Genomic DNA, 26,878 nt, shown 5'->3' on the forward strand with positions numbered 1-26,878 from the left:
ATCATTAATTTATGAAAAATATAAAAATAGCGTTATCACTAGTATTACTATTTAGTATTAGTAGTTGTGATGAGTTTCTTTCAGAAACACCAGATAACAGAACACAAATAGATACTCCGGAAAAAATATCAGAATTATTGGTAAATGCATATCCAGTAGGTGGAACTTATATGGATTTTGCCGAAACAATGTCTGATAATGTTACTGATGGAAGATTAACAGAGACATTACCTAAAAACCTGCAGAATTATAATTGGGAAATGCAGGATGAAACCAATGTAGATACTCAGGCTAACTATTGGGACGCATGTTACAGAGCTATTGCGCATGCCAACAAGGCATTACAAGCTATTGCAGAGCAAGGATATCCTGCTAGTATGAATGCTCAAAGAGGTGAAGCATTATTAGCTAGAGCGTATTCACATTTTATGCTAGTATCATTCTGGTCTAACAGATATAATCCAGCAACAGCTGGGACAGATTTAGGTATTCCGTATGTAACAGAGCCAGAAGAAGTATTAATTAAAAAGTATACTAGAAATACTGTTGCAGAAGTTTATGATCTTCTTCAGAAAGATATAGAAGAAGGTTTGAAATATGTAACAAACGAGTATAAAGAACCAAAATTCCATTTTAATAGAGAAGCAGGAAAAGCATTTGCAAGCCGTTTTTATCTTATAAAAGGGGACTGGGCTAAAGTATTAGAGGTTACAGAAGGATTAGGGTCAAAACCGGCTGGAAAAATCAGAGATTATTTGGCTTATACAAGTTTAGATCCAAACGTACAGTTTATTGATTATGCAAAAGCAGAACATCCTACAAACTTATTAATAGTTTCATCTTATTCTATATATTCTAGAGCGACTCAACAAAATAGATTTTATTTAGGGGCAAATCAATCGATTGAACTTCTTGGGAACGCAACAAATATTTATAATAAAGCTTGGTACTATACAACATACTCTTATAATAGCAAGACAAATTTCCGTCCTAAATATAAAGAATATTTCAAGTATACTAACCTAACGGCTAATATTGGAGAACCATATTTAGGAACAGTACTTTTATCTAATGATGAATTTTATTTAAACAGAATTGAAGCACTTGTAATGTCTAACAGAATTGCTGAAGCAAATACAGAGTTAGAGTTCTTTTTAGGAATGAGAACAAAGGCTTATAATGCAGCAACTGATAAGTTAACAGAGGCAAAAATTGTTGCTAAATATCCAGTTATTACAGATGAGTATACACCATTTTATACTATGACTCCAGTACAGACATCGTATGTAAAAGCTATTGCTGAGGCTAAAAGAAGAGAATTTATTCATGAAGGTATGAGATGGTTTGATGTGAAGCGTTTTAATCTTGTAGTGAAGCATGATATTTTCAATAGTCCGTCAAATACATTAGTTAAAGATGATAAACGCAGAGCGTTACAAATACCGCTAAGTGCATCAAGCAACGGAGTTGAAATAAATCCTAGATAAAAATTTAATATAAAGTATTATGAAAATATTAAACCAATATAAAAAATTAGCATTAATTGCTGGAGTAGTTATGATTTTTTCTGGTTGTGCTCATGAGGATCAACCGGGAGAAAGCCAGTTAGATTTTACTCAACCAGTTCAAACAGATTTAGATAAATGGATTACTACAAATTACCTTATTCCGTACAATATTAATGCACGATATAAATGGAATCAGAACACGGTTGATAATAGTAGGTTTTTATTTCCTCCAACGATCGATAAAGTGCAGCCTGCCTTAGAAATTGTTCAAAAAATATGGTTGTCTAGTTACGCAACCATCGGTGGAGCTGATTTTGTTAAGAAAATTGCACCAAGAGAAGTTGTTTTAGTTGGTGGAGTAAATATGAATGACAATGGTACCAGAACATTAGGTATTGCAGAAGGAGGACAAAGAATAACGCTTTTTGAAGTAGATTATATCAATAAACAAAATCGTGCAATTGTTTCAGAGTTTATTCATACAATTCAGCATGAATATGTTCATATTTTAAATCAGAACAAACCTTTTGATGAGCAAGCTTGGGGCAAAATAACTCCTTCAGGATATACAGCAACCTGGCATTTAGAAACTACTTCGGCATCAAGAGAATTAGGATTTATAACGAGTTATGCAAGAAACAATATTGTTGAAGATTTTGCTGAAACGGCTTCAATAATCTTAATTAGTACTAAAGCAGAATATGCCGCTATTTTGGCAGCTATAAAAAGTCCGAAAGCAAGAGAAGATATCAAAAAGAAAGAAGCTATTGTAGTTAAGTATTTTAAAGATGCTTTTGATATGGATTTCTATGCCTTAAGAGACGAGGCAGAAAAAAATACTACAATTGTAATTAATGGCAATTAGTAATTATACTATTAAGTTCTAAAACATTAACTTAAAATAACATTATGAAAATAAAATATTTATATAAGTTGCTAATTGTTGCTTTTGTAGCAATTCAATTAGTTGCTTGCAGTAACGGTGATACTGAGGAAAAGTTTGATCAAACACCTACTGCAAGAACAAATGCTCAGTCTAAAAAATTAGATGAATTATTGCTCTCCTCAGAGTATGGATGGAAAGCAGTTTATTTTACTGATAATACACAATTAGGAGGTTATACGCATTTGTTTAAATTTTCTCCTGGAGGGAAAGTAACAATGGCATCAGATTTTGACAGTGATACTAAAAAGTATGATAGTCAATATGAGATCCAATTAGGGAGTACTGTAAGTGTAGTTTTTACTACTGCTAACAGAATACACCTTTTATCTGACTCAAACTCATATCCAATTGAAGATTTGAAAGGACAAGGATATCTGGGTGATTTTCAGTTTTTATTTTATGGAGAAGATAATGGAGATATTATCTTTAGAACCAACAGAAAGTCTATAGAATTACGTTTTGTAAAAGCTACTGCTGCCGATTGGGATAACTTACCACAAAATACAATAATGGAGCAGAATGTAATTGGTTCAAGTACACGACCGCTTTTTAGACTTTTAGAAACAAATGATGGAACAACTGTACGTCAGTTTGATTTTAGTTTTGATGATGTCACTCGTTTTGCCACTGCAGATCCTATTGCAGCAGGTTTTTCTGAAAGTTATAATGTAGGAGTTGGGTATTCTCCGACAGGAATAATAGTGAGCCCAGCTATTGAGGTAAAAGGACAAGCTTTATCTGAATTTGTTTATAATGATGCGGATGGTAGTTTTACTGCCACAGGAAAAGATGGAGTATCAGCTACTATTAAATACACTGCGAAACCTTTAGTTTTGACAGATGACTATAAAATACTTTTGAAAGGTCAAGCTTCTAGTCGTTTCGGATATTTTGAAGATGACCTTACGGTTGGAGCATCTACAAATTCAATTTTGTTTAAAGAAGAATTGAAAAAAATAAATGCTGGTTTACCTGCAGGTATCGAAATTGTTGGTGTTGAACTTTATTTTAATACTGCTAATGGTAATTTTATCTATTATTCGCTTAGTAATGGTAGTGCAATCTATCATTTTGTAGATTTAACAGAAGATGCCATTAATAAAACGGTTATTCTTACTCATAAGTCTTGGAATGGGAACGTAGCTAACTCAGCTCCTGCATTCCTTGCTAGCTTTGATAAATATTTATTAGATTCAAAAGGAATTTATGTTAAAAAAGAAAGTTTTAGATTGCAATACACTAATGCAGTTTATACATTCACAAGTGCTTCTAGCTCTTTTAGAATGACTACATGGAAACTTTAGTTTTATAAAATTAAAAATAAATATAAACAAGTCGTCTTTTTAAGACGGCTTGTTTTATTCTGTAAAACTTCCAAAAAAGAGTTTAATAATTTATGGAACCAAGTAAAGAAACCAAAGATAAGTGGCATCAAGATCCATCAAATTGGATATGGGGTATTTTTTATTTTAATAAAGAAGACAAAAGAATACTTCCTCCAAAGAGAATAAAACAATTAGGCTGGACAATAAATTTTGCAAATCCAAATTCAGTTTTCTTTTTGTTAATCTTACTTGTAGTGATTTATATTTTATCAAAATATCATTAAATAATAATTAAAATAGAAAGTGAAATTTTATGAATAATTCAATATTTATTTTATCGATTTTGGTTGTGTTAATAGGATTAGGATATCGGTTCAAGAACAAAAAGAATTAAAAGAGGTACAGTTTAAAACAGCATAAAAAACAAGTTTATTATTATAGATATTATTATATTTTTGTGCCAAATTTAAAACCCCAAAACCAATGAAAAAACTTTTACTTTTATTTTGTGCTGCAAGTTTAGTACTTACTTCTTGCTCTAGTGATACTGATGACAATGCTGCTTCTATCATTTCTGACGTTCCTGTCATTCCTATCCTTCCTACCGTTGAAACAGTTATTTTACCTAAAACAGAGAAGTATACATATGCATCTCATCCAGAAGAAAATTCGACGACTACCTATACTTATAATGAAAATAAAATTGTGAGTCTTGTATCCGATGGAGGTCATAAAACTTTATTTACCTACACAGGGAATTTAATTACCAAAACCGAATATTATGAAGAAAATGTATTAGTTACAACTACGGTTTTTACTTATGAAAACAATAAATTAAAATCGTATCTGGAAACTCCACCTGGTAATTCTTCTAAAAGAAGAAAAGACTATACCTATAATGCAAACGGAACAATTTCGACTGCTACTTTTTTAATTTCGACTGATCAAGTAGAAACATTAGATTCTTCGAGCATATTTACTTTAGATGCTAGTGGTAATATAGTTAAGGTTGAATTTAATGATAGTATCAATTTATTTGAGTATGATACTAAAAATAGTCCGTTTAAAAATATTTTAGGATATGCACAGTTATTAGATTCTGAAGCTTTTGATCAGGAAGCTAATACAGTAAATAATTTTACTAAACTAATAGAAAAAGAAGGAGACGTAATTGTAGGAACTCATACTTATGAGAACACTTATGATACAAACAATTTCTTGACGAAAAAAGTTAGTAATGGAGAAACTTATGAATATACGTACTAGTATAGAATCTCTAAGTTTAGTTCCTAAAAGAAAATACCGAACTAATATAATATAAGTTAATTTTCAAAAAAAGCAGCAAGCGTAAGTTTGCTGCTTTTTTTTGTTTATAGGTATTTCTTGTCGCAAAAAAAGTTAGTTTTTTTAATTGTTTTATTAGATAATTTACATAAAAAAAGTGTTTCAGTTTAAAAGTAATTTCTTATATTTAATTGCTTAAAAGTCTAAAAATCAATGGACTTAAAATGATTGATGAATCTAAAAATTTTATAATTTAAGTTACTATGTTAAAAACAATTTTGAATTTAAATGGAGTAGAATTACTAAGTAAAAATCAACAAAAAAACATTGTCGGCAAAGGACAAAGAGGGTCGGGAAATACTCCTAGATGTTCAGATGGTAATTGGGCACCTCCAGGAGCTAATCCTGCATATTACCCTAATTATCCATGTGCAGATATTGCTGAACCAGTAACAGAACCTTGTTTTCCTACATTTCATGCAGACGGTACCGTAACTGAATGCTAAATAAATAGGATTCTCTATATTAAAAAGTCTAAAAATCAATGGACTCAAAATGATTGATTAATTTAAAAATTTTATAATTTAAGTTACTATGCTAAAAACAATTTTGAATTTAAATGGAGTAGAATTACTAAGTAAAGATCAACAAAAAAACACAATTGGTAAAGGTTATAATGGCCCGATATCTGTACCTAGATGTTCTGATGGTGACTGGGCGCCTTCAGGTCCAGGTGTTAATCCTTATGACTATCCTAATTATCCATGTATTGGTCCTCAAGAAAGACCTTGCCGACCAACACTTTTAGAGGATGGTAGTGTAACTGGATGCTAATAAATATTGAAAAAAGATAAAAAAGCCGTTTCGTAATTTGAAACGGTTTTTTAGTTTTAATGCCATTTCTCATCATAAATTAAAAAAAATATTTACACAATACATTATGATTCCTAACTTTGATAAAGACGTTTTAGGTAAGATAGAAAAGATAATTGGTATCCCTTTTATATCAGATTCTTATGCTATAGGAGCAGTATGTTTTGCAAATAATGATGAAGTTCGACCTGAATTTAGAGAAAGTTTTAATACATTTCATGTGCTGGATTATATAAATGCCGTGATTTGTAAATATGGAGATAAAGCTAATTTTTATAAGATTCCATATCCCGAAGATTCAACTTCTTTTTGGGAATTAGTTGCAATTGGTACCAAGCTTCGTAAAAATGATTCAGTAGATAAAACTAGAAATGAAAACTATTTTAAGGTAAAATGGTACAGCAAGAATAAATAGAAAATTAATGAAAGATAACGAATTTGACCATGAAAATTGTACCGTTCAGGAATGCGATACAGATTATATTAACCTGAATGGAAGTTCACCAATGTACAGTATTTTTCTATTGGAAGGCAATGGAAAAGTTAGCGTAGATTTGGTAGAATACACTTTTGAAGGTAAAATTATACTGTTTACAACACCATACCAAATCATTCATTTTGATACAAAAAAGCCCATTAAAACCAGAAGATTACAATTTCACGGTGATTTTTATTGTATAGAATATCATAAAAAAGAGGTTGCCTGTAACGGACTTTTATTCAATAATATTTATCAGAAACCTTATGTAAATCTTGCGACTGAAGATTATATTGAATTAGATTATATTTTAGGGAAACTAATTATAGAACTTGAAAATACTAGTAGTTATGCTATGGCAGTAGTGCGTTCTTATTTGCAATTGATATTAGCACTATGTAGCAAAATAAAATCGGAAGATAATCTTGTTCAAGAAGAAAAGAGCATACATCACCCATTAATTCAGTTTAAAGATTTATTAGAAAACAACTTTCGTAAAGAAAGGCAGCCCTCTTTTTATGCTACGCAAATTGGAATTTCGCCCAATAATTTTTCGAAATTAAGTAAGCATTATTTTCTAAAAACACCATCTACATTAATTCAGGAAAGAGTTATACTTGAGGCAAAAAAGTTAATTCATCTTAGTTATAAAAGCATGAAACAAATTGCAGCTGAATTAAATTTTGATGATGAAAATTACTTTAGTCGTTATTTTAAAAAGCATACAGGGATTACACCAACTGCATTTCGAGAAAACGTTGGTATATCTATCGTTGCAGATTCGTCTAGGTAATAGCCATATTTGTCCATTGTGAGCAGATCATAGAGTAGTTAATTTTGGCATTTAAATGTAAATATCATTAACAAATAAAAGTATGAACATATTATCGACGTTATCAAATCTACAAAATCAGTTTTTTAATTTAATGCGAATAGCCATTTTTATTGTTATGGTATGGATTGGCGGACTCAAAGCTTTTCAGTATGAAGCAGATGGAATTGTACCTTTTGTTGCAAATAGTCCATTAATGAGTTTCTTTTATAACAATCCGAGTGAGTATAAAGATCACAAAAATAAAGAAGGCGAAGTAGTCGAGGAAAATATCAAATGGCATAACGTGAACGGTACTTATATTTTTTCGTACATATTGGGCACAGTAATTATAATTATAGGATTGTTAACCTTATTTGGAATTTTTAATGCACGTATAGGACTTGTAGGAGGAATTCTTACTGCTGGTATGGCATTGGTTACACTAACTTTTTTAATTACAACACCCGAAACTTGGGTTCCTGATTTGGGTAGTTCTACACATGGATTTCCTTATTTATCAGGAGCAGGACGATTGGTTATTAAAGACATTATTATGATGGCTGGTGGCTTATTATGTGCATCCGATTGTGCCAAAAGAATAATTACCCAAAGAAATTAATTTTCAGTTTTTTTTGCAATTTGATTATCTCAAAAGGTTTTTAAAATCTGTTAGGTATGTTCTATTAATTATGTTGTTCAGTAAAGAAAAATGAATAACTATTGTTTTAGTTCATCGTCATTAAAGTCAAGAAAAACATAATTAATACAGTACGGAATAGATCTCTCGCAAAGTCGCAAAGCCGCCAAGTTAGCATAGATTTTCTCTGCGACTTTGCGGCTTTGCGCGAAAATTTAGTCATAATTTGTTATAAAGCTTTACCTAATGACATTGACTCAAACGATAAACGTTTTACGATGTTAACCAAGTAATAAAAAACCAGATAACCAAGAAGTAATTTTATTCCAATTAAGTTTAAATTTTTGCGGAGAAAAACCATAGAAAGATTTAAAAGCAGCAGAGAAATGCGACACATCTTTATAGCCACATTTGTAAGCTACTTCGCTAACACTTATTGTTTTAGATTTAAATAATTCTTTGGCATGTTTCATCCTAAGCTCGATAATATAACTTTTTACAGTAGTTCCAAAACACGCTTTAAATCCTTTTTTTAGCTTGAATTCATTAAGAGAAATCATTCTCGAGAGTTCAGGAAGAGTAGGGGCATGTACATAATCTTTATCCAGGATTAACTTGGCTTCTAGTAGTTTAGTATAATCCTCTTCGTCTATTAAATCCTTTGGAATTGCCTTCTCAATAAGGGCTTCCAATTGTAAAATTAATAGTTCTTTAATTTTAGTTTCGATATACATTCTTTTTAAAGCACCTTGGCGATTACAATTTTTAATTTCATGAATAACCCATTGTATCGATGATGTAAAAGGAATATATCTTGAAGTTAAATAACTCGATTTCTTTAAGAGAATATTCTTGGAGAATTTTTGATGAAGTTCCCAGTCTTCATTGATAATATTGTAATAAAAATCTTTTGATAAGATGATAGAAAAGTAATTTATTTGCTCAAATGGCGGAATTTTAAATGTGGCTTTATAATTTGAAGTATAGAAAATATTGTGAGTGTTTTCTTTTGAATATTTTTCAGTTTCTAGTTGATCAATATAGGTTTCGACATTATTACAGCATATAAAATTCATCACAATCGATTCACAAGTAATCTCAAATAATGCCGTTTGTGGTTCAGAAAAATACATTTGAGTATCAAGAATCACAAGACCATCAGTTATTAAATGATGACTTTTTATTTCTTCTAAAGTTTCATTTTTTATAAATACATTTTCGTCTGCCAAGTGACTTTTTGGGTCATAGCCATCATAAACCGCAATAGAAATTATTGGGTGTTCGTGACTGAGAAGTTTCGATTTAATTTTCAAAATAATAATCCGTTTTTACAAAATAATAATCCGTTTTTCCCTATATAAAAAGGAGACGTTCGTGGTACTTTTGCTGCAAAGTTATTTATAATTAGTCTAAGTAAACATATGTCAACTCATAAATTTTCAATTTTAAGTATAATTTTTTTAGTATCCTTCTTTTCATTTGCCCAACAAAATAAGGGGATAGCAGTCTCAGGACAGATTTCGGAGAGTTCAGGACAGAGTATTCCATTTGCAACAGTAAGTTTAGAAAAAACAGATTTTATCATTATGTCCGATGAAAACGGAAAATATAATTTTAAAAATGTTGCAGCAGGAAATTATGTTTTAAAAGTTTCCGCAATAGGGTTTTCAACTTCAAAAAAACACATCGAAGTTAAGGGGACAAGCGAAATAATTTTCTCCGTTCGTTTAGAAAGTGAATTAAACGAATTAGAAAATATAACAGTAATGGGACGCACCCAAACGGAGAAAATAAATAAACAATCATATAGCGTAACAGCAATCGATGCAAAAAAACTACACAATTCGACACTAGACTTATCACATGCTTTAGATAGAGTTTCGGGTGTTCGTGTTCGTGAATCAGGAGGAGTAGGTTCTAAATCGCAGCTTTCTATTAATGGGTTTTCAGGGAATCAGATAAAAGTTTTTATTGACGGAGTTCCGATGGATAATTTTGGATCATCGTTCCAACTGAATAATATTCCTGTAAATCTTGCCGATAGAATCGAAGTTTACAAAGGGGTTGTGCCTATTTGGTTAGGTGGTGATGCACTTGGTGGAGCCATTAATATTGTTACCAATTCTAAACCTCGTACATATCTTGATGCTTCATATTCTTTTGGATCATTTAATACACATCGTACAACAATAAATGCAGGATATACTGCCAAGAGTGGCTTTACTACCGAGATAAATGCATTTCAGAATTACTCAGACAATAATTATTGGGTAAATGTAGAAGCCGCAGATTTAAATACGGGTGCCTATTTTCCAAATGCTCGTGTAAGAAGATTTCATGATAAATATCGTAATGAAACCGTAATACTGAATGTAGGTATAACTGGAAAAAAATATGCCGATAAATTATTATTTGGTTTTACAGCTGGTGAGAATAGAGCTGATATACAAACGGGAGCACGTATGACTAGTGTATTTGGACAAGTGTATGGTAAAGGAAATATCTTGATGCCAACTGTAAAATATCAGGTAAAAGATTTCTTTACAAAAGGGTTAGATGTTAGTGTTACTGGTAATTTTAATTTTGGAGAAGAACAAAATGTTGATACTGTTTTTCGAAGATATAACTGGTTTGGAGATTATATAGTAATACCTGGTTTAGGAGGGGAGCGTAGCCGTACGTTACGTAAGTTCAAAAACAATAATGGAATCGCTACAGCAAATTTTACTTACCGTTTAAACGATAGACATTCGTTTATGCTGAACAACACTTTTAACACATTTAATCGTAAAGAAAGTGATGAGTTAGTTCCTGAATCACTACTATATCAGCAACCAAAGAAATCACAAAAAAATATTATCGGAGCAGGTTATAAATTTGATTATAACGAAAAATGGAGTACTTCAGTATTTGTTAAAAATTATTCTTTGAGAAATACCTATTCCGAGAGTTATAACCCTTCGGGGAATTGGGGTGATATTGCATATATAGAGCATGCAGATAATAAAAATTTGGTTGGATATGGTGCTGCAAGCAGTTATTACTTAAAGCAGAATTTACAGATAAAAGGATCCTTCGAAAAAAGTTACAGATTGCCAACTCCTGATGAATTATTCGGAAATGTTAATGATAATGTGGCAGGGAATAGTAGTCTTAAACCAGAAACGAGTAATAATTTTAATGTTGGATTAAGTTATCAAACTAGCTTCAAGAAAGTCAATGCAATGACATTTGATGTGAATTTTTTATATCGTGATGCAACCGATTTTATTCGTTCAGAAATGAATTTAAATCAAACGATGATCACTAACGTTAACCAAAAAGGGGTTACAAATTTTGGTATAGATGGTGAAGTGAGATATTCTTATAAAAATAGATTTACTGCTGGTGTGAACATGACGTATCAAAATATTCGTAATATGACACAATACGAGCCAGGCAAAAATGTTGAATCAGCATATTATAAAGACAGAGTTCCTAATATCCCTTATCTTTTTGGTAATGCCGATGCCTCCGTTTTCTTTTATGACTTCATAAAAAAGGGAAATAATTTATCTATTGGTTATAATTTTTTATACGTACACACTTATTATTTGTCATGGCCAAGCCAAGGTATTAAGGATGGTAAACTAGATATACCGCAACAATTTAATCATGATTTAAATGCAGTATACACTTTTGCAGATGGTAAATATAATATTGCCTTAGAATGTAAAAATGTATTAGACAATAAGCTTTACGATAACTTTTCGCTGCAAAAACCAAGTCGTTCATTCAATATAAAATTCAGGTATTTCTTTACCAAATCAAATAAATAATTCAAATAAATCAAACAATAATCATTATGAAAAAAACTAGCACATTAGCGATATTCGCTGCTTTAATAGCCTTTACGTCATTTTCTTGTAGCAGTGACTCTAGCTCTCCAGATGGAGGAACACCAAGCACAGGAACAGAAAAAACAAAATATATTATTACAGCAACTACAGGGGCAGAAGGAATTGCTGATTATTTATTAACTACAGATGATATTACTAAAGGATCTATTACAACAACTGGTAACGGATTAGAGCAAGATGGTTCGTACCGTTTTTATATTACAAACCAGAATAAATTTTTTAGTTTACTTTACGGACAAGGAAATCCTGGAGCAGTTACTACTTATGCATTGACAGCTGAGGGTAAATTGACTAAAACATCTAACTTTCAAGCTGAAACAGTACAGGTTTTTGCAGCAGTAAACAAAGAAATTTTAACAATAAAAATACCAAGAAGAGGTGCGTCATCTATAGCATCTATGTATAGAATTGATGCAACATCATCACTTATTGTGGGTGGAGCACAACAAGATATCAAAAAACTGGCTAAAAACGGAGAAAGAGCACATTATACATGGGCAACACAGGTAGGAGATAAGGTATATATGCCATACATGAGTATTAAAGGAGACGAGGTAGATACCTTCGGAACTAAATATCCAGATAGTACGTGGGTTGCAGTATATAACTACCCAGAATTAAAATTAGAAAAAGTAATTAAAGATAACCGTACAAGTTATTTAGGAGATTACTTTTCAAATGGATTAATCCAAGATGAAAATGGAGACGCATACGGTTTTTCTAGTGCAGTTGCAACAAGTAATAATGTTATAACTTCGACTAAACCATCTGCGGTATTGAAAATTAAAAAAGGAACTACAGAATTTGATCAGTCTTATTTCTTTAATGTAGAAGAAAAATCTGGTGGACATAAAATTTCTTCAAGCAGTTATATCGGTAAAGGAAAAGTGTTATTACAAATGTATGGTAATGCTGGTAAAAATAACGGAGTGGCTAAATTGGCTGTAGCCGATGTGTACGCTCAAACTTTTAAGTGGGTTACTAATGGACCTGAGGTAATTAAATCAACTACCACAAATTATAATATTACTACAGAAGATAATAACTCACTTATATTAGGTATTAATACACCAGATGGTAACTGGATTTATACAATTAATGGTTCAACAGGAGTTGCTACTAAAGGTATGAAAGTAGAAGGTGGAGAAATTACAGCTATTGCTAAATTAAAATATTAATGTGATTAAAAATGCCGTTTCAATTTTGAAACGGCATTTTATAAATTTAGTAAACAACATAAAACTTGTTTACTAATCCTTAGTAAGCCCTGTAAGCATAGGTGTATAAAGATAATTTAAGTGATAAATTATTGCTATTCTGACATAAAAATTATTTATAATTAGTCTTATTAAATAAAAGTAAATTTATAAATTTGCGTTTTCAGGATGTTATTTTTTGCTAACCTTTTGCCTTTAGAGCTTATGGTTCTTATTACATAATTTTTATAGATTTCAAAAACATGTCTACTTCTACTCAAAAAAAGAAAAAAAGTAAAAAGTCACTTTTCAAACGCACTGCAGCCTGGCTGCATTTGTGGTTAGGATTAGGATCTGGTATCATTGTGGTGATTGTCAGTCTTACTGGCTGCATGTACGTTTTTGAGCATGAAATAAAAGATTTTATAGAAGATTGGCGTTTTGTAACTCCACAAGAAAAAGCCTATTTGTTGCCATCGCAACTTATAAGTATTGCCGATAAGGAAATGAAAGGCAAAAAAGCCACTAGTGTTACTTTTGGAGAAAAAGACGAAGCAGCAATTGTGGGATATTTTGTTGCTAAAAAAGAAAAGAAAGAAGATAATAAAGGAAAGGAAGAAGAAGCACAAAAAGAGAAAAAACAAGCAAAAGCTGGTAATCTGGCTTCAAATGACAAGCCTAAAGATAAAGAACCAAAACGTAAAAAAAGACGAAGCGGTACTACTTTTAATGTGTATATGAATCCTTATACAGGACAAGTTCTTAATGTTAAAGCATTTTCTAGAGAAGATCCAGATTTTTTTAGATTCATGCTTAACGGACACCGTGCTTTATGGTTGCCTTATGATATTGGTCGTCCTATTGTAGGAGTTGCTATTTTAATTTTTGTAGTAATATTAATTACTGGAATAGTTTTATGGTGGCCAACAAAATGGATTAAATCGATCCGTGATAAGAGTTTCAAAATTAAATGGTCGGCTAGTTTTAAACGTGTAAATTATGATATGCATAATGTACTTGGTTTTTACAGCATGTTTTTTCTATTATTTATTTCATTAACAGGTTTAGTTTGGAGTTTTGGCTGGTTTAGCAAATCATTATATTGGGTAACTTCTGGAGGAAAACCATTAGTAGAAAATAGAGAATCACCTAAATCAGATACAACAACCGTTAAAGCATTTCATGTTTCTACAGTAGATAAAGTGATGCTTAAATTAGTAAAAGAAAGTCCTCAGGCAGCTGGGATTTTAATATCAATGCCCGAAAAACCATCAGATCCTATTGGAGCTTTTGTTTACAAAAAAAGCAATACTTTTTACAATATGGATCGCTATAGTTTCGATCAGCAATCACTCAAAGACATTACAATCAAAACCCCTTTTTCTGGAAAGTATGAAGATGCCAGCGTTCCAGATAAAATACGCCGAATGAATTATGATATTCACGTAGGAGCAGTCTTGGGACTTACAGGAAAAATTTTAGCTTTTTTTGCAAGTTTAATTTCTGCCAGTTTACCTATTACAGGATTTTTAATTTGGTGGGGAAAACAAAAATTCAGCAAAAAAGGAAAAGCAACCCCAACGCCCAAAGTAGCTTCTAAAGCTGTTCCAGCACCAAAAGTGCTAGAAGAAGAAATGTCATTTTAGATAAAATATTTTTTTACCATTAAGGGATTAAGAAAATTAGGTTTCATTATGAACAAGTCCCAACGGGACGTTATATTTATAGAAAATCCCCAATATTGTCATTTCGACAAAGGAGAAATCTCCGCAAGAAACTCGACAAAGATTGTGGAGTTTCTTCGTTCCTCAGAAAGACAAGTTTGTGGTAAAAAAAACTAGCCATTAAGCCATTAAGTTCCATTAAGGACAAAACTTAACTTTTCTTAATCCCTTAATGGTAAAAAATCTTTTTAATCCTTTTTAATCTGTGGCAAAAAAATTAACCGCAAAGGTCGCAAGGGTTTACGCAAAGGACGCAAAGATTTTAATCTTTAATATCTATTGAAGACGCACTGCGGTGCGCCTCTACAGAAAACCTATGAACCTTTTTTATTCGCAATACAAGAAACCTTTGTCCCTTTGCCTCTCAGAACCTTAGTACCTCAGAACCTTAGTAACTTAATAAAAACTATATCCTATGGTAACAAAAAAACTTTCATTGTAAATTTTCCATTGTTGTTTTGTGTTAGCATTTTCTATTATTGGCACAAAGCCACGAATAAATCTTCCGCCAAGATTAATTCCATTTTTGAATTCATAATTTAAACCTGCAACAAACCCAGCATCCATTTTCTGACTATAATTACTAGAAGCTTCGCCAGAACCATACATCGATTTATCGGTATATAGGTTTCCATCGGCACCTTTACGTTGTATGGAAGCATTCAATAAAATGCCCAGATATGGTCCTGCATAAACTTGTAATCCTTTGTAATATAAAGTTGGACTAACAGGAAATATATCAATATACTGACGTTTAAATTTACTTGAGAATTCGGGATTTATTCCATCATCAATTTTGATAGACATTATTCGCTGGCTGTAAAATAATTCGTGTTTCAGTCCGAAGTATTTAGATGTTTTATTGTCGAGCGTAATCCCGATTGATTGTCCGATTAAACTTTTCTGAGATCCATCATTAGATAAACTGTCAATATCTCTACCTGTTAATGATGTCCAGTTTATGCTACCACTTATTCCAAAGGTGAGACCACCTTGTTGCGCGCTAATTTTGAGTATAAAAAAAAGCATGATGCAAATTGTATATGTATTTTTCATTGTTATCTGTATTATTTTAAAAATTAATATCCCAAATACCTGCTGCTTTTTCTAGTTCAACCAGTGCTGCAGCATAATTATATAGGGTTTCATAATAATTAAGTTGAGTTTCATTATAGGTTCGTTGCGCGTTTAATACCTCGAGTAAACTGGTTTCTCCACGTTTGTAGCTATAAACCTTTCCATCGAGCAAACGTTGCGCATCGGCTAATAAACCAGTATTAAATTGGCGTACTTGTTTTTGTGTGGTGAGATAATTAAACCATGCTTTTCGTACTTCAATCTGGATTTGTAATTCCGTTTGTTTATACAATACATCGGCTTGCTGTACGCTAAATTCAGCTGCTTTTAATTCTCCACGATTTCGATTAGAAAATTTAAGAGGAATACTAATACCTCCCGAAACGGCTCCCGATGATGGAGTAGGAGCAACACTATTAGTTACCACAGAGGCACTTTCTACTCCCATATTTACTCCAAGGTCGAGAACTCTATTTGCTTTGGCTAATTTTAAAATATCCTGCGATACATTTCTGTTTTTAAGTGCTGCTAATAAATCAGCTCGATTATTTTCGGCAGAAATTATAAGTTCATTTAAATCAAATAAACGATCAAACTTGGCTAAATCACCCGAAGACGAATACAATGTATCGGCTTTTTGATTCCCAACCATAGTACCCAGTTCTAATAAAGCTGTTTTCCAATCGGCTTCACTTTGATAGACCTCATTGAGCATAGCATTGGCTTCGAGTTTACTCTGGCGAGCATCAATTTCGGTTATACTACCCAACTTAAACCGAATACTATCTGCAACAGCTATATTTTTAAGAATAGTATAAGAGTTTAATTGCACCTTGTAAATTTCCTTTTGCTTTAAGCTGGCTAAATAATTTAAAGTAGCATCGGCACGTAGATTACGAAAATAATCTTCTAGTAAAGCTTTCGTGAGTTCATTTGTACTTTTAGATACATTTATGCGCGCTTTCCGTTTTCCGCCAAGTTCTAATGTCCAACTTAATTCTGCCGAAAAACCATAACCCATTTGCATTCTGCGTTGCCCATTATCACTTGCTCCAATAGCGAGTTCAGGATCAGGAAAAACTTTCGATGCTTCTACATTCGCTTCGGCTATATTTACATTAAATTTCTCGGCTGCATAGTCTAAATTGTTTTTATTAACCAAAGACAGAAAATCAGGATAGTTTATTTTTATGCTTGTAAATGTGGTATCGATCTGGGCATTTGAAACTGCCGAAATACTCAGCAGTAACAAAAGAATTACCCATTTATGTTTTATATTTTTAATCATAATATATCGTTTTATTTATTATCGATTTCATGTTGCATTACTTCATTTTCCTGATCAATTTTTTTCTCTATGAGATAATAAAGTGACGGTAAAACAAATAATGTTAAGATTGTAGAGAACAGCAGTCCGTAAACAATTACAGTTGCAAGAGGTCGTTGTACATCGCTACCAATGCCTGTTGCTAATGATGCGGGTAATAATCCTAATACGGCAACAGTTGCAGTCATTAATACAGGACGAAAGCGTTGTTTTGCACCATTTGTTACGGCACTTAGTAAATGCATTCCGCTTTTGCGAAGCTGATTAATGTGCGAAATCATTATGACTCCGTTTTGTATCGCAACCCCAAACAAGGCAATAAAACCTACTGCAGATGATACATTGAGCGTCATGCCACGAACATTTAGCGCTAGCATCCCTCCAAACAATGCCAGCGGAACTATACTCATTAATAATCCTGCCTGACGGAATTTCCCAAATGCACCATATAGTAGTACAAACATTAGTGCTAAGGCTAGAGGAACTATTATTGCCAAATGACTATATGCTCGTTCTTGATTCTCAAATTGTCCGCCCCATTTTATTTTAAACTGTTCGTGGTCATATTTTACTTTTTCTTCAATTTTAGATTGTGCTTCGGTTAGGAAAGAACCCAAATCGGTTCCTCTTAAGTTTAACCGAACAGTAAGATGGCGTTTGTTCATTTCACGGGCAATTGTACTTTCTCCAGTATTAAGTTTGATATCGCATACTTGAGATAATGGAATTTTAATACCTTCGGAATTAGTCAACATTAAGTTTCCTATTTTTTCAGGATTGTTACGACTTTCTTCATTATACCTCGTTATGATATCATAGAATTTATTGCCTACAAAAATTTGCGAAACTGCTTTTCCACCCATTGCAACTTCTATCAATTCTGATACATCATCTACATTAAGTCCATACTGCGCAATTTTCTGACGGTCGGCAATAACCTGTATTTGCGGCAATGGAGGTTCTTGATCTATAGCAAGATCTACAGCACCTTTTACACCTTGTAGCGTTTTAATAATATCTTCGGCAATTCGGCGGGTTTCCTTATAATCCTCTCCATATATTTTTACGACTAATTCGCTGTGTGCTCCAGAGATTTTATCCATTACTCCATCAATCATAGGTTGCGAAAAACCAACATTATATCCTGGCATTGTAGCATATTCCGCAGCAAGTTCTTTGATAAGATCGGCTTTGGTTTTACCCGATTTCCATTGATTATACGGTTTTAAACCGATGCTGCATTCGTAATGCGAAGGAGTCCAAGCATCTGTTCCATCATCATTGCGTCCTGCCTGAACCATCATATAAGTTACTTCATCATGTTTTAAAGTTCGATGGCGAAGTGTATCACTCATTTCTTTCGATTTCTCTAAAGTAATCCCCGGAGGTAATGAAACCTGCAACCAAATCGAACCTTCATCTAATGGTGGTAAAAAATCTTTCCCGACCATTATAGTAAGAATAAAAGCAAGAGATAACACACTAATTAAAGGAGCAAATACCCTTTTTGGAGTCTTCATTATTTTTAAAATCCGATTATGATAAGCATTAGTCAGTTTATCCAACCACTTATTATGATACATTTTTTGAGGTTTGCGATAGATAGAATAAGCCAATCCCGGAATAAGTAACAACGCTACCAATAATGCCCCAAAAAGAGCATAACCAACTGTAAATGCCATTGGTGTAAATAGTTTTTTCTCTACACGTTCAAAAGCAAATAGGGGTAAGTAAGCTGTAATAATAATCAAGGTGGCAAAAAATATAGGACGAGCCACACTTTTTACTCTCTCGGCAATGCTTCTCTCAGTGAGTTCTTCCTCTTCATTATCCTCTCGTTTTTTCAGAATAGTTTCCATCATTACGATTGCTCCATCTGCAATAATTCCAAAATCTATTGCTCCCAACGAAAGTAAATTGGCAGGAATATTGGTTAATTTCATTAAGATAAAAGCAATTAAAAGCGAAATAGGAATTGTAATAGCAACTAATAGTGCACCTCTCCAACTACCCAGAAAAACAATTAATACAATAATAACCAGTGCCATTCCTTCGAGAAGAGTATGCGAAACGGTTGTAAGAGTAGTATCAACCAATTCGGTTCTGTCTAAAAAAGCATGAATCTGAACACCTTCGGGAAGGTAATTTTTGTTTAAATCATCTACAGCTTCGTTTACACCTTTTAATACAACAGATGGATTTTGGTTTTTTAGCAAAAGCACAATTCCTTCAATATTATCGGAATAATCAGCACCACGTTTGTCTGAATAACCTAGTGCACCTTTGCGCTCAAGATTTCCGTATTTTAATGTACCAATATCATTGAGATAAATAGGAACACCATTTACAGATTTCACCACAATGCGTCCAATATCTTCCAGATTTTTCACCAAACCTATTCCGCGTACAACATACGATTGATCTCCGCGATTAATAACACTTCCGCCTACATTGGCATTATTCTTTTCGATAGTTTCGGTTACTTCACTTAGTGATAAACCATATTGTTCTATTTTGCGAGGATCAAGTTCCACTTGATATTGGGTAGTGATTCCGCCAAAATTTGTCACATCGGCAACACCCGAAACCTGTTTTATTCTCGGGATAATAGTGTATTCTTGTAATTCGCTTAATTCTCGTAAATCATGGCTTTTACTCTCAATAATATAACGGTAAATTTCACCCGTAGGAGAGGTAAGTGGATCCAAACCTGGTGTTGCTCCATAAGGTAATTCGACATCGTTTAAACGTTCCTGAATTCTTGTTCGTGCAAAGTAATCTTCGACACCATCATCAAAAACAATAGTCACCATAGATAAGCCAAAAGTGCTTTTGCTTCGCATAACATGCATTCCGGGTAAACCATTTATAGCACGTTCTATCGGAATAGTAATTTGCTGTTCTATTTCTTCGGCTGCCAACCCCGGAACTTGTGTTACCACTTGCGAGGTTACATCGCCAATATCAGGATAAGCTTCTACAGAGAGTTGTGTCCATGAATAATATCCAAATAAGGAGAGGAGTAAAAATAACGCCAGAATCAGCCAGCGTTTTGCTATTGTTGTTTCAAATATATTTTGTTTCATTTTGTTGTAAGTTTCTAAGCTTCTGAGGAACTAAGGTTCTAAGGCTGAGTGCTTTTTTATTATAGATATCTCGTGTCGTTTGTCATTTCGTCTCGTTTGTCATTTCGACGAAGGAGAAATCTTCGCGAGAAACTCCATAATCATTGTCGAGCCACTTATAGAGATTTCTTCTTCGTCGAAATGACAATATTGGGGGCGAACTTTGCGAGCTTTGCGTAAACCTTTGCTCACTTTGCGGTTAATTTTTTCTGCAACTGATTAAAAAAGCTATTGTAAAGTTTAAGATTCTGAGACTGAATACTAGTACTGAATACTTGTACTAAACACTTTTACTTCGCTTCAAGCAGATAAAAAGCTCCTTCGCTTATAATTGACTCATTTGGTTTTAATCCAGATAATATTACTATTTTTCCTTTGTTCGAAATTCCTGTTTCTACATAACGTCTGGTGTATTTTCCTTTGGCAATCTGTACAAGTACAAAACTTTTGTCGTTAAATTGCAGCACCGCTTTAGCAGGAACAAACAAAGTATTTTCGGGAGTATCAATAAATTTCACTGTTACATACATTCCCGGTTTAAGAGCGTGATCATTATTAACACATTCTATTAATACTTGTACGCTTCGGGTGGCTTCGTCGACCATTTCATCGACATGATATATTTTTCCTGTAATTTTTTTATCTGGATAAGAGGCAACCTGAATTTCGGCACCGTCTAATTCATGTATAAACCGAATATCTTTTTCTTTAACCTGTCCTGCAACCCATACCTTTTTTAAATCGGCAACTTTTGCTTTAGGCATATCATCAGCTTTTATGTATTGTCCCATTACGACTTCATTGGTTATAACTTCACCAGCAATCGGAGAGGTGATTATAAGTGGTTGTCCAAAAACTAGTTTATTTACATTTACACCAAATATTTTTAGACTTGCAACCGCATTTTGGTATTCTTTTTCATTGACTTCAAAGTTGGTTTCGGCTTCTTCTAAATCTTTTTGCGAACCCACACCATTTGCCTTTAAATCCTGCTGGCGTTTTAAGGAAAGTTTAGCAACTTGATAAGCTGATTTTGCCTGAAAGAAGTTCTTTTGTGCATCGATAAAATCAGGTGAAACCATCTCAAAAAGCGGTGTACCAGCTTGAGTTTTCATTCCTAGTTTTAAATATACTTTGGTGACTCTTCCAGAAAAGGGAGGTGCGATTTCGGCATAAAAATTCGGAATCGCTTTTACAGTTCCTGCCGTTATTAATTCTAATTGATAAGGTTCATTCTTGACCGTTTCAAGTTTTAATTTGGGAGCAATTGTCGATGTAGCAGGAACTATAATTGTGTCCCCTTTTAGAGAATAATTTTCATTTTCGGTTGCCGTTTTTTTATCATTGCAAGCAGTGAAAATGGTTATCAGTATCAGAAAAAGTATCATATTCGGATATTCTAATTTTCTGTTTAAGCTTTTAAATATCTGGATTCTGCAGTTCAGGTTTCTTTTATGAATCATAGTAGTTTTTATTAATATATTTTACGAATTGAATTAACAAGCGATAAGAGGACTATGTCTCAGAAAAGCCGAGATACAAGTCAGATTAAAAATTGATTTTGGAGTTTTTAATGCTAATTTTTACTCAGCATTTATTTTTTTGGGTGGAATTTTAAAGAAGATTTTTGACATGATTTTTTGATTTTAACTCGCTGCTGCGAAAAAGTCAAAGACATATCTGCAGAAGCGAAATTTATAATTTTTGTTTACTGGGAAGAGGAGGAATGTCCATTTTAGATTGTATAGAATAAATTATTTTCCGTTTATAATGGTGCAAAAATAGAACAACCCCTGAAGAGGGGCTGTTAGAGATGTTTTAGAAAAAAATTAGAATTTTATTAGAGACGGTATCTTATAATGGAACATGGATGATACGGGTTTACACAAAGATGCTAAAAGATTAACGTCAAATAATGGAACGCGGATGAGACGGATTTACAAAAGTAAAGACGCGGAAAAAAACGGATTTTAAAAAAATATTCAAATCTAAATCTTTAATTTTTAGTACGGTATTGGGAGAAAATCTGTTTTTTTTCGCGTTTTCGCGATAGCGAATCTGCGTCATCCGCGCTCCTTAATAGGCTCCAACTTTAATCTGTAGTGTTTTTGATGTCATGGTAAAGCATAACGGTAAATATAGTACCTGATTTTTTATCGGAAGTAACGGAGATAGTTCCTTTATGCAGTAAGATGATTTTTTCGGTTAAAGATAATCCAATACCATTTCCGTCAGCATAAATTTTATTTAAACCTCGGTAGAATGGCTTAAAAATATGTTTTAAATCCTCTTCTAAAATACCAATACCATTATCGATAAATTGCAGAATAATTTTATCATTTTGGAGCGAAATATTCACTTTACTTTGATGATTATCTGAGAACTTACAGCCATTTTCGAATAAGTTTAGAAAAGCTACTTTTAATAAATATTCATTTCCATTAATCGAAATTTGATTGTCATCTTCAAAATCACTTTCAAAATGAATGGAGATATTATAATCAAGATTTGCTTTTTGAACTTGCTGGTAGGCATCTAGTAAAATTTCATCGATACGAACTTGCTTGAATGCTATTTTTGACGGATCATAACTTGCTTTGGCAAGATCAAGAATACTATTAGATAGTTTGGCTAATTTGGTAGCGTCTTGTAATGTATTTAAAATAACAACTTTATATTCCTCGTTATTTCGTTCTTTATTAGTTGAGATTTCTAGCTCTGTAATAATAGCAGAAAGTGGAGTTCGTAGTTCATGAGAGATATTAGATACAAACTGTTTTTGTGAATCAAAAGAGTTTTCTAAACGGTTTAGCATCTTATTAAAAGTAGTTGCCAACTCAGAAATTTCATCTTTACTTTCGTTTGTATCAATGCGTGATTTAAGATTTGTAGCAGAAATATTTTGCGCTTGATTTGTCATTCTAACAATAGGTTCGAATGCTTTTTTTGAAAAGAAACGACCAACCATATAAAGGAGCAAAATGGATATTATAAAAACAATAATACAGGTTTTAAGCAAATTATGTAATTTGATATAGCCAAATCCATCGTAAGCCGCAGCAGTAACAATATATTCCTTTTGCTGAAATTTATACTTAATTCCGATTACTTGCCAATCATTCAGATAAAATTGTATTTCGCTTTTTTTTGCGATTTCATCGATCATTGGTCTTGTCTCTTTTACAACATCAATGTCTACAGCATCATGATATAATAATTGGAAGGAAGTTGTATAAATCGCAACTTCTACCTCGTTTAATGTTTCTCTATTATTCTTGTAAATGTTTTGTAGAGTTTTACTATTTACTTTAGCATTAAAGAACAGGTTTGCTTTTGTAATTGCTTCTTTTTTTAATAAAGCATAAAATTCTTTCTCTCTATTTTCTTTAGCAGAAATCAATATAATAGCAGCAAACACTAATAAGATAGTGGCTGTTATTAAAGTAAATAATATGGTTAATCGGGTTCGGATTTTCATTCTACTTTCAAAATAAATCCCATTCCTGAACGCGTATGGATGAGTTTTTTATCAAAATCTTTATCAATCTTTTTTCTCAGATAGTTTATATACACATCAATAAAATTGGTTCCAGTATCAAAATGCGTGTCCCATACTTTTTCTGCAATTTCTGTTCGGGATAAAACACGTTCAGAGTTTTGCAGCATATATTCTAATAGCTTAAATTCCTTTGGAGTAAGGTTTATTTCAGTTTCATTTCTTTTTATGCTTTTGGTTTGCAGATTCATTTCAAGATCGGCATATTTTAAGATAAATCCAGTATTATTTATGTTGTTATTACTGCGTTTTAATAAAGCTCTTATTCGTACTAAAAGCTCTCTCATTTCAAAAGGTTTAGTCAGATAATCATCTGCTCCGGCATCAAAACCTTCTACTTTATCGTCGGTTGTGCCTAAAGCTGTCAGCATTATTATAGGTAAATCGGGTTTTACTAATCGTATTTCTTTACATAAATCAAGTCCGTCGAGTTTTGGCAAAATAATATCTGTTATAATCAAATCATACTGATTACTAAGGGCTAACTTTTTTCCTGAGCGACCATCGTAAGCGATTGTAGGTATAAATCCATGTTCTTCAAGTCCTCTTAGGATTAGTTCGGCTACTCTTTGGTTGTCTTCTATTACTAAAATATTCATCGTTATAAAGTTACTATTTCCTTTTTTAGATTAGCCTTCAAATATAAAAAATAAGATATTTTTTGTCTATGACGATTCTAGTAATGAAATTATTACAAAAAAAGGCTATCCAAATTATTTTCGGATAACCTTTTTTATTAAGTTGCAAAGATTCTGAGTTTCTGAGATGCAAAGGTTCAAAGGTTCAAAGGTACAGAGGTACAGAGGTACAGAGGAGCAAAGGTCCTGAGACTGTATACTTGTACTGAATACTTCTTTAGCCACAGATTTTAAAACTTCGCGTACTTTGCGTAGCCCTTTGCGAACTCAGCGGTTAATTCTCTGCCACAGATTAAAAGATTTTAATTTTTTAAAAATCCGTTTTTATCCGTGTTTTCGCGATAGCGAATCCGCGTCATCCGCGTTCCATCTTTAGCCACAGATTTTAAAATTTCGTGTACTTTGCGTAACTCTTTGCGAACTTTACGGTTAATATCTTCTAAAAACTATTTTTTAAATCCTTGAATTCCAGATTTCAACCATTGTTCATATTCAGTAATGTCTGGCGTATATCCAGTAGGTTTATTTAAGCTTTGTTCATTAGTATCTAATATAATGTAATACGGCTGGGCATTTGCTTTATAACGGGTAATCTGAAAATCACTCCATTTATTACCTATTGATTTTATCTTTTTGCCTGTTTCTTTCGATACATATTGTTCCTCGATAGGTAATTCTCTTTTGTCATCAACGTATAATGAAATCAATACAACTTCATTATTTAAGATTGATAAAATACGTGGATCAGACCAAACGTAATCTTCCATTTTTCGGCAATTTACACAAGCAAATCCTGTAAAATCTAAGAGAATTGGTTTGTTTACACTTTTGGCGTAGGCCAATCCTTTTTCATAATCGGTAAATGCCATGATATCATGCGGACCTTTATGTGCTCCGTCTGGTAATGCTATTGCCGATGCAGTTTGCTTGTTTGAGCCACCTACACCATAAGGAGATTCGCTATACGTCATAGGAGGAGGGAAGCCACTTATTAGTTTTAAAGGTGCGCCCCATAATCCCGGAATCATATAAATGGTAAATACCAATACAACTAATCCTATAGACAATCTTCCTACCGAAATAGATGTTGTAGGAGAATCATGTGACAAGGTTATTTTTCCGAATAAGTAGAGTGCCAACGTACCGAATATCGCTATCCAAATGGCTAAGAAAATTTCTCTTTCAAACCAATGTAATTGCAGAACCAAATCGGCATTTGATAAAAACTTAAACGCTAAAGCCAGTTCTAGAAAACCTAAAAATACTTTTACAGTATTTAGCCATCCACCAGATTTTGGTAATGTATTTAACCAACCGGGGAACATTGCAAACAACATAAATGGTAATGCTAAAGCAGATGAAAAACCTAGCATCCCAACAATTGGAGCAATACCGCCTTTAGATGCTGCTTCTACAAGTAAAGTTCCGATAATTGGTCCAGTACAAGAAAAAGAAACGATTGCAAGTGCCAATGCCATGAACACGATTCCTAATATTCCTCCTTTATCCGCTTGACGATCCACTTTATTAGCCCATGAATTAGGTAACATGATTTCGAAGGCACCTAAAAAGGATAAAGCAAATACGACCAATAACACAAAGAAAATAACATTAAACCAAACGTTGGTTGACAAAGCATTTAGAGCATCGGCACCAAATAGTAAAGTAATTACGCTTCCTAGAAATACATAAATCAAGATGATAGAAACGCCATATATAATTGCATTCTTGATTCCTTTGGCTTTGGTTTTACTTTGTTTTGTAAAGAAACTTACCGTCATTGGGATCATCGGGAATACGCATGGAGTAAGCAATGCTGCAAAACCAGATAAGAAAGCAATAAAGAAAATCATGTATAAACTAGAGTCAGATTTATCCGATTCTGGTTGCTTTTCTACTACAGTATTTGCATCAACCTTGGTCGTTTTTTCGTTTGCAATATCAGCAGCTTGTATTTCTTTTGCCTCGAGCGTTTTAAGATTAAACTCAAAATATTTCGTTTCGCTAATACAGTTTTCTTTACAAACTTGATAAGCAAGTTCTACTTGTATTGTTTCTTTCTTAGGATTAATTTGTTTGACTAATTGAGTAAAAACTACTTTATCTGAAAAGAAGATTTCATCTACGCCAAAGATTTCATTAAAGGCACGTTTAGTTTCACTTTCGGTTGCTTTTCCAATAAGTTCATAATTGTTTTTGTTATCATGGAAAAGGAATTCGGCAGGCAGCGGACCATCTTCGGGAGTGAATTGAGAATATACATGCCAGCCAGATTCGATAGCTCCTTTAAAAGAAAGAACGAATTCTGAGGTGGATTTTTTCTCCATTGAAGCTTCCCATTTCACAGGGTTTATAATCTGTGCCTGGACTTTGGCAAAAGCAAAAACCAGTAATAATAAATATAAGATTTTCTTCATTTTATAAGTTTAATAAGAACGAGTTGTTCTGGTGATAATTTGATTTTTATATAA

The 26,878-nt window shown here is 32.8% G+C and carries 21 protein-coding genes; 13 read left to right on the forward strand and 8 right to left on the reverse strand.

Features of this window, described 5'->3' with window-relative positions; translation table 11 throughout:
* Positions 1-11 precede the first annotated feature (11 nt).
* The 10 genes from SHI72_RS17995 to rclC all read left to right on the forward strand — a co-directional run bounded on the left by SHI72_RS17995 (position 12) and on the right by rclC (position 7,847).
* A complete protein-coding gene (locus SHI72_RS17995) occupies positions 12-1,487 on the forward strand; it encodes a RagB/SusD family nutrient uptake outer membrane protein (protein ID WP_323490907.1) in 1,476 nt (491 codons plus the stop codon).
* A 19-nt stretch (positions 1,488-1,506) separates the two neighbouring features.
* A complete protein-coding gene (locus SHI72_RS18000; protein WP_323490908.1) occupies positions 1,507-2,373 on the forward strand; it encodes a putative zinc-binding metallopeptidase in 867 nt (288 codons plus the stop codon).
* 44 nt (positions 2,374-2,417) lie between these two features.
* Complete coding sequence (locus SHI72_RS18005) at positions 2,418-3,758, forward strand: DUF4302 domain-containing protein (protein ID WP_323490909.1); 1,341 nt, start codon at positions 2,418-2,420, stop codon at positions 3,756-3,758.
* A gap of 92 nt (positions 3,759-3,850) precedes the next feature.
* Complete coding sequence (locus tag SHI72_RS18010; RefSeq protein WP_039114031.1) at positions 3,851-4,063, forward strand: DUF5808 domain-containing protein; 213 nt, start codon at positions 3,851-3,853, stop codon at positions 4,061-4,063.
* A gap of 199 nt (positions 4,064-4,262) precedes the next feature.
* Positions 4,263-5,045 carry a hypothetical protein gene (locus SHI72_RS18015; RefSeq protein ID WP_323490910.1) on the forward strand — a complete coding sequence of 261 codons (783 nt, stop codon included), beginning with the start codon at positions 4,263-4,265 and terminating at the stop codon, positions 5,043-5,045.
* A 281-nt stretch (positions 5,046-5,326) separates the two neighbouring features.
* Positions 5,327-5,569 (forward strand): hypothetical protein, encoded by a 243-nt coding sequence (locus tag SHI72_RS18020; protein ID WP_039114033.1) that lies wholly within the window; start codon positions 5,327-5,329, stop codon positions 5,567-5,569.
* Positions 5,570-5,657: 88 nt separating this feature from the next.
* Entirely contained in the window at positions 5,658-5,897 is a 240-nt protein-coding gene (locus SHI72_RS18025; protein ID WP_323490911.1) for a hypothetical protein, read from the forward strand.
* 106 nt (positions 5,898-6,003) lie between these two features.
* A complete protein-coding gene (locus SHI72_RS18030) occupies positions 6,004-6,351 on the forward strand; it encodes a hypothetical protein (RefSeq protein ID WP_323490912.1) in 348 nt (115 codons plus the stop codon).
* 7 nt (positions 6,352-6,358) lie between these two features.
* Entirely contained in the window at positions 6,359-7,207 is an 849-nt protein-coding gene (locus SHI72_RS18035; RefSeq protein WP_323490913.1) for a helix-turn-helix domain-containing protein, read from the forward strand.
* An 82-nt stretch (positions 7,208-7,289) separates the two neighbouring features.
* Entirely contained in the window at positions 7,290-7,847 is a 558-nt protein-coding gene (gene rclC, locus SHI72_RS18040) for a reactive chlorine resistance membrane protein RclC (RefSeq protein ID WP_323490914.1), read from the forward strand.
* 299 nt (positions 7,848-8,146) lie between these two features.
* Here rclC and SHI72_RS18045 read toward each other — a convergent pair whose 3' ends face one another.
* Positions 8,147-9,178: an AraC family transcriptional regulator gene (locus SHI72_RS18045; protein WP_323490915.1), complete on the reverse strand. Its 1,032-nt coding sequence runs from the start codon at positions 9,176-9,178 to the stop codon at positions 8,147-8,149.
* A 108-nt stretch (positions 9,179-9,286) separates the two neighbouring features.
* On the opposite strand from SHI72_RS18045, the gene SHI72_RS18050 reads away from it, so the two are divergent.
* From SHI72_RS18050 to SHI72_RS18060, 3 genes are all read left to right on the forward strand, one after another.
* A complete protein-coding gene (locus SHI72_RS18050; protein ID WP_086895607.1) occupies positions 9,287-11,683 on the forward strand; it encodes a TonB-dependent receptor in 2,397 nt (798 codons plus the stop codon).
* A gap of 26 nt (positions 11,684-11,709) precedes the next feature.
* Positions 11,710-12,942, forward strand: a complete 1,233-nt coding sequence (locus tag SHI72_RS18055) for a DUF4374 domain-containing protein (protein WP_086895606.1) — start codon at positions 11,710-11,712, stop codon at positions 12,940-12,942.
* Positions 12,943-13,223: 281 nt separating this feature from the next.
* Positions 13,224-14,606, forward strand: a complete 1,383-nt coding sequence (locus tag SHI72_RS18060; protein ID WP_323490916.1) for a PepSY-associated TM helix domain-containing protein — start codon at positions 13,224-13,226, stop codon at positions 14,604-14,606.
* Between the two features lie 474 nt (positions 14,607-15,080).
* Here the strand turns inward: SHI72_RS18060 and SHI72_RS18065 are convergent, their stop codons facing one another.
* The 7 genes from SHI72_RS18065 to SHI72_RS18095 all read right to left on the reverse strand — a co-directional run bounded on the left by SHI72_RS18065 (position 15,081) and on the right by SHI72_RS18095 (position 26,824).
* A complete protein-coding gene (locus SHI72_RS18065; RefSeq protein WP_323490917.1) occupies positions 15,081-15,740 on the reverse strand; it encodes an outer membrane beta-barrel protein in 660 nt (219 codons plus the stop codon).
* A 16-nt stretch (positions 15,741-15,756) separates the two neighbouring features.
* Positions 15,757-17,049 carry a TolC family protein gene (locus SHI72_RS18070; RefSeq protein ID WP_323490918.1) on the reverse strand — a complete coding sequence of 431 codons (1,293 nt, stop codon included), beginning with the start codon at positions 17,047-17,049 and terminating at the stop codon, positions 15,757-15,759.
* An 11-nt stretch (positions 17,050-17,060) separates the two neighbouring features.
* The gene (locus tag SHI72_RS18075) at positions 17,061-20,174 is read right to left on the reverse strand and encodes a CusA/CzcA family heavy metal efflux RND transporter (RefSeq protein WP_323490919.1); all 3,114 of its coding nucleotides are present in this window, start codon (positions 20,172-20,174) and stop codon (positions 17,061-17,063) included.
* A gap of 329 nt (positions 20,175-20,503) precedes the next feature.
* The gene (locus tag SHI72_RS18080) at positions 20,504-21,676 is read right to left on the reverse strand and encodes an efflux RND transporter periplasmic adaptor subunit (RefSeq protein WP_323490920.1); all 1,173 of its coding nucleotides are present in this window, start codon (positions 21,674-21,676) and stop codon (positions 20,504-20,506) included.
* Positions 21,677-22,305: 629 nt separating this feature from the next.
* Positions 22,306-23,691 (reverse strand): HAMP domain-containing sensor histidine kinase, encoded by a 1,386-nt coding sequence (locus SHI72_RS18085; protein WP_323490921.1) that lies wholly within the window; start codon positions 23,689-23,691, stop codon positions 22,306-22,308.
* Positions 23,688-24,368 (reverse strand): response regulator transcription factor, encoded by a 681-nt coding sequence (locus tag SHI72_RS18090; RefSeq protein ID WP_323490922.1) that lies wholly within the window; start codon positions 24,366-24,368, stop codon positions 23,688-23,690. Before SHI72_RS18090 ends, SHI72_RS18085 begins: the two co-directional genes overlap by 4 nt.
* A 485-nt stretch (positions 24,369-24,853) precedes the next feature.
* Positions 24,854-26,824 (reverse strand): protein-disulfide reductase DsbD family protein, encoded by a 1,971-nt coding sequence (locus tag SHI72_RS18095; RefSeq protein WP_323490923.1) that lies wholly within the window; start codon positions 26,822-26,824, stop codon positions 24,854-24,856.
* Positions 26,825-26,878 lie beyond the last annotated feature (54 nt).

This window comes from Flavobacterium sp. PL02, assembly GCF_035013205.1.
Taxonomy (GTDB): domain Bacteria; phylum Bacteroidota; class Bacteroidia; order Flavobacteriales; family Flavobacteriaceae; genus Flavobacterium.

What these genes read in the sequence shown, in the direction of transcription:
- SHI72_RS18060 (WP_323490916.1), top strand. Translation starts at nt 13,224, where the DNA reads ATGTCTACTTCTACTCAAAAAAAGAAAAAAAGTAAAAAGTCACTTTTC.
- SHI72_RS18015 (WP_323490910.1), top strand. Translation starts at nt 4,263, where the DNA reads ATGAAAAAACTTTTACTTTTATTTTGTGCTGCAAGTTTAGTACTTACT.
- SHI72_RS17995 (WP_323490907.1), top strand. Translation starts at nt 12, where the DNA reads ATGAAAAATATAAAAATAGCGTTATCACTAGTATTACTATTTAGTATT.
- SHI72_RS18080 (WP_323490920.1), bottom strand. Translation starts at nt 21,676, where the DNA reads ATGATTCATAAAAGAAACCTGAACTGCAGAATCCAGATATTTAAAAGC.
- SHI72_RS18010 (WP_039114031.1), top strand. Translation starts at nt 3,851, where the DNA reads ATGGAACCAAGTAAAGAAACCAAAGATAAGTGGCATCAAGATCCATCA.
- rclC (WP_323490914.1), top strand. Translation starts at nt 7,290, where the DNA reads ATGAACATATTATCGACGTTATCAAATCTACAAAATCAGTTTTTTAAT.
- SHI72_RS18000 (WP_323490908.1), top strand. Translation starts at nt 1,507, where the DNA reads ATGAAAATATTAAACCAATATAAAAAATTAGCATTAATTGCTGGAGTA.
- SHI72_RS18075 (WP_323490919.1), bottom strand. Translation starts at nt 20,174, where the DNA reads ATGAAACAAAATATATTTGAAACAACAATAGCAAAACGCTGGCTGATT.
- SHI72_RS18025 (WP_323490911.1), top strand. Translation starts at nt 5,658, where the DNA reads ATGCTAAAAACAATTTTGAATTTAAATGGAGTAGAATTACTAAGTAAA.
- SHI72_RS18005 (WP_323490909.1), top strand. Translation starts at nt 2,418, where the DNA reads ATGAAAATAAAATATTTATATAAGTTGCTAATTGTTGCTTTTGTAGCA.
- SHI72_RS18095 (WP_323490923.1), bottom strand. Translation starts at nt 26,824, where the DNA reads ATGAAGAAAATCTTATATTTATTATTACTGGTTTTTGCTTTTGCCAAA.
- SHI72_RS18055 (WP_086895606.1), top strand. Translation starts at nt 11,710, where the DNA reads ATGAAAAAAACTAGCACATTAGCGATATTCGCTGCTTTAATAGCCTTT.
- SHI72_RS18085 (WP_323490921.1), bottom strand. Translation starts at nt 23,691, where the DNA reads ATGAAAATCCGAACCCGATTAACCATATTATTTACTTTAATAACAGCC.
- SHI72_RS18050 (WP_086895607.1), top strand. Translation starts at nt 9,287, where the DNA reads ATGTCAACTCATAAATTTTCAATTTTAAGTATAATTTTTTTAGTATCC.
- SHI72_RS18065 (WP_323490917.1), bottom strand. Translation starts at nt 15,740, where the DNA reads ATGAAAAATACATATACAATTTGCATCATGCTTTTTTTTATACTCAAA.
- SHI72_RS18020 (WP_039114033.1), top strand. Translation starts at nt 5,327, where the DNA reads ATGTTAAAAACAATTTTGAATTTAAATGGAGTAGAATTACTAAGTAAA.
- SHI72_RS18030 (WP_323490912.1), top strand. Translation starts at nt 6,004, where the DNA reads ATGATTCCTAACTTTGATAAAGACGTTTTAGGTAAGATAGAAAAGATA.
- SHI72_RS18035 (WP_323490913.1), top strand. Translation starts at nt 6,359, where the DNA reads ATGAAAGATAACGAATTTGACCATGAAAATTGTACCGTTCAGGAATGC.
- SHI72_RS18090 (WP_323490922.1), bottom strand. Translation starts at nt 24,368, where the DNA reads ATGAATATTTTAGTAATAGAAGACAACCAAAGAGTAGCCGAACTAATC.
- SHI72_RS18070 (WP_323490918.1), bottom strand. Translation starts at nt 17,049, where the DNA reads ATGATTAAAAATATAAAACATAAATGGGTAATTCTTTTGTTACTGCTG.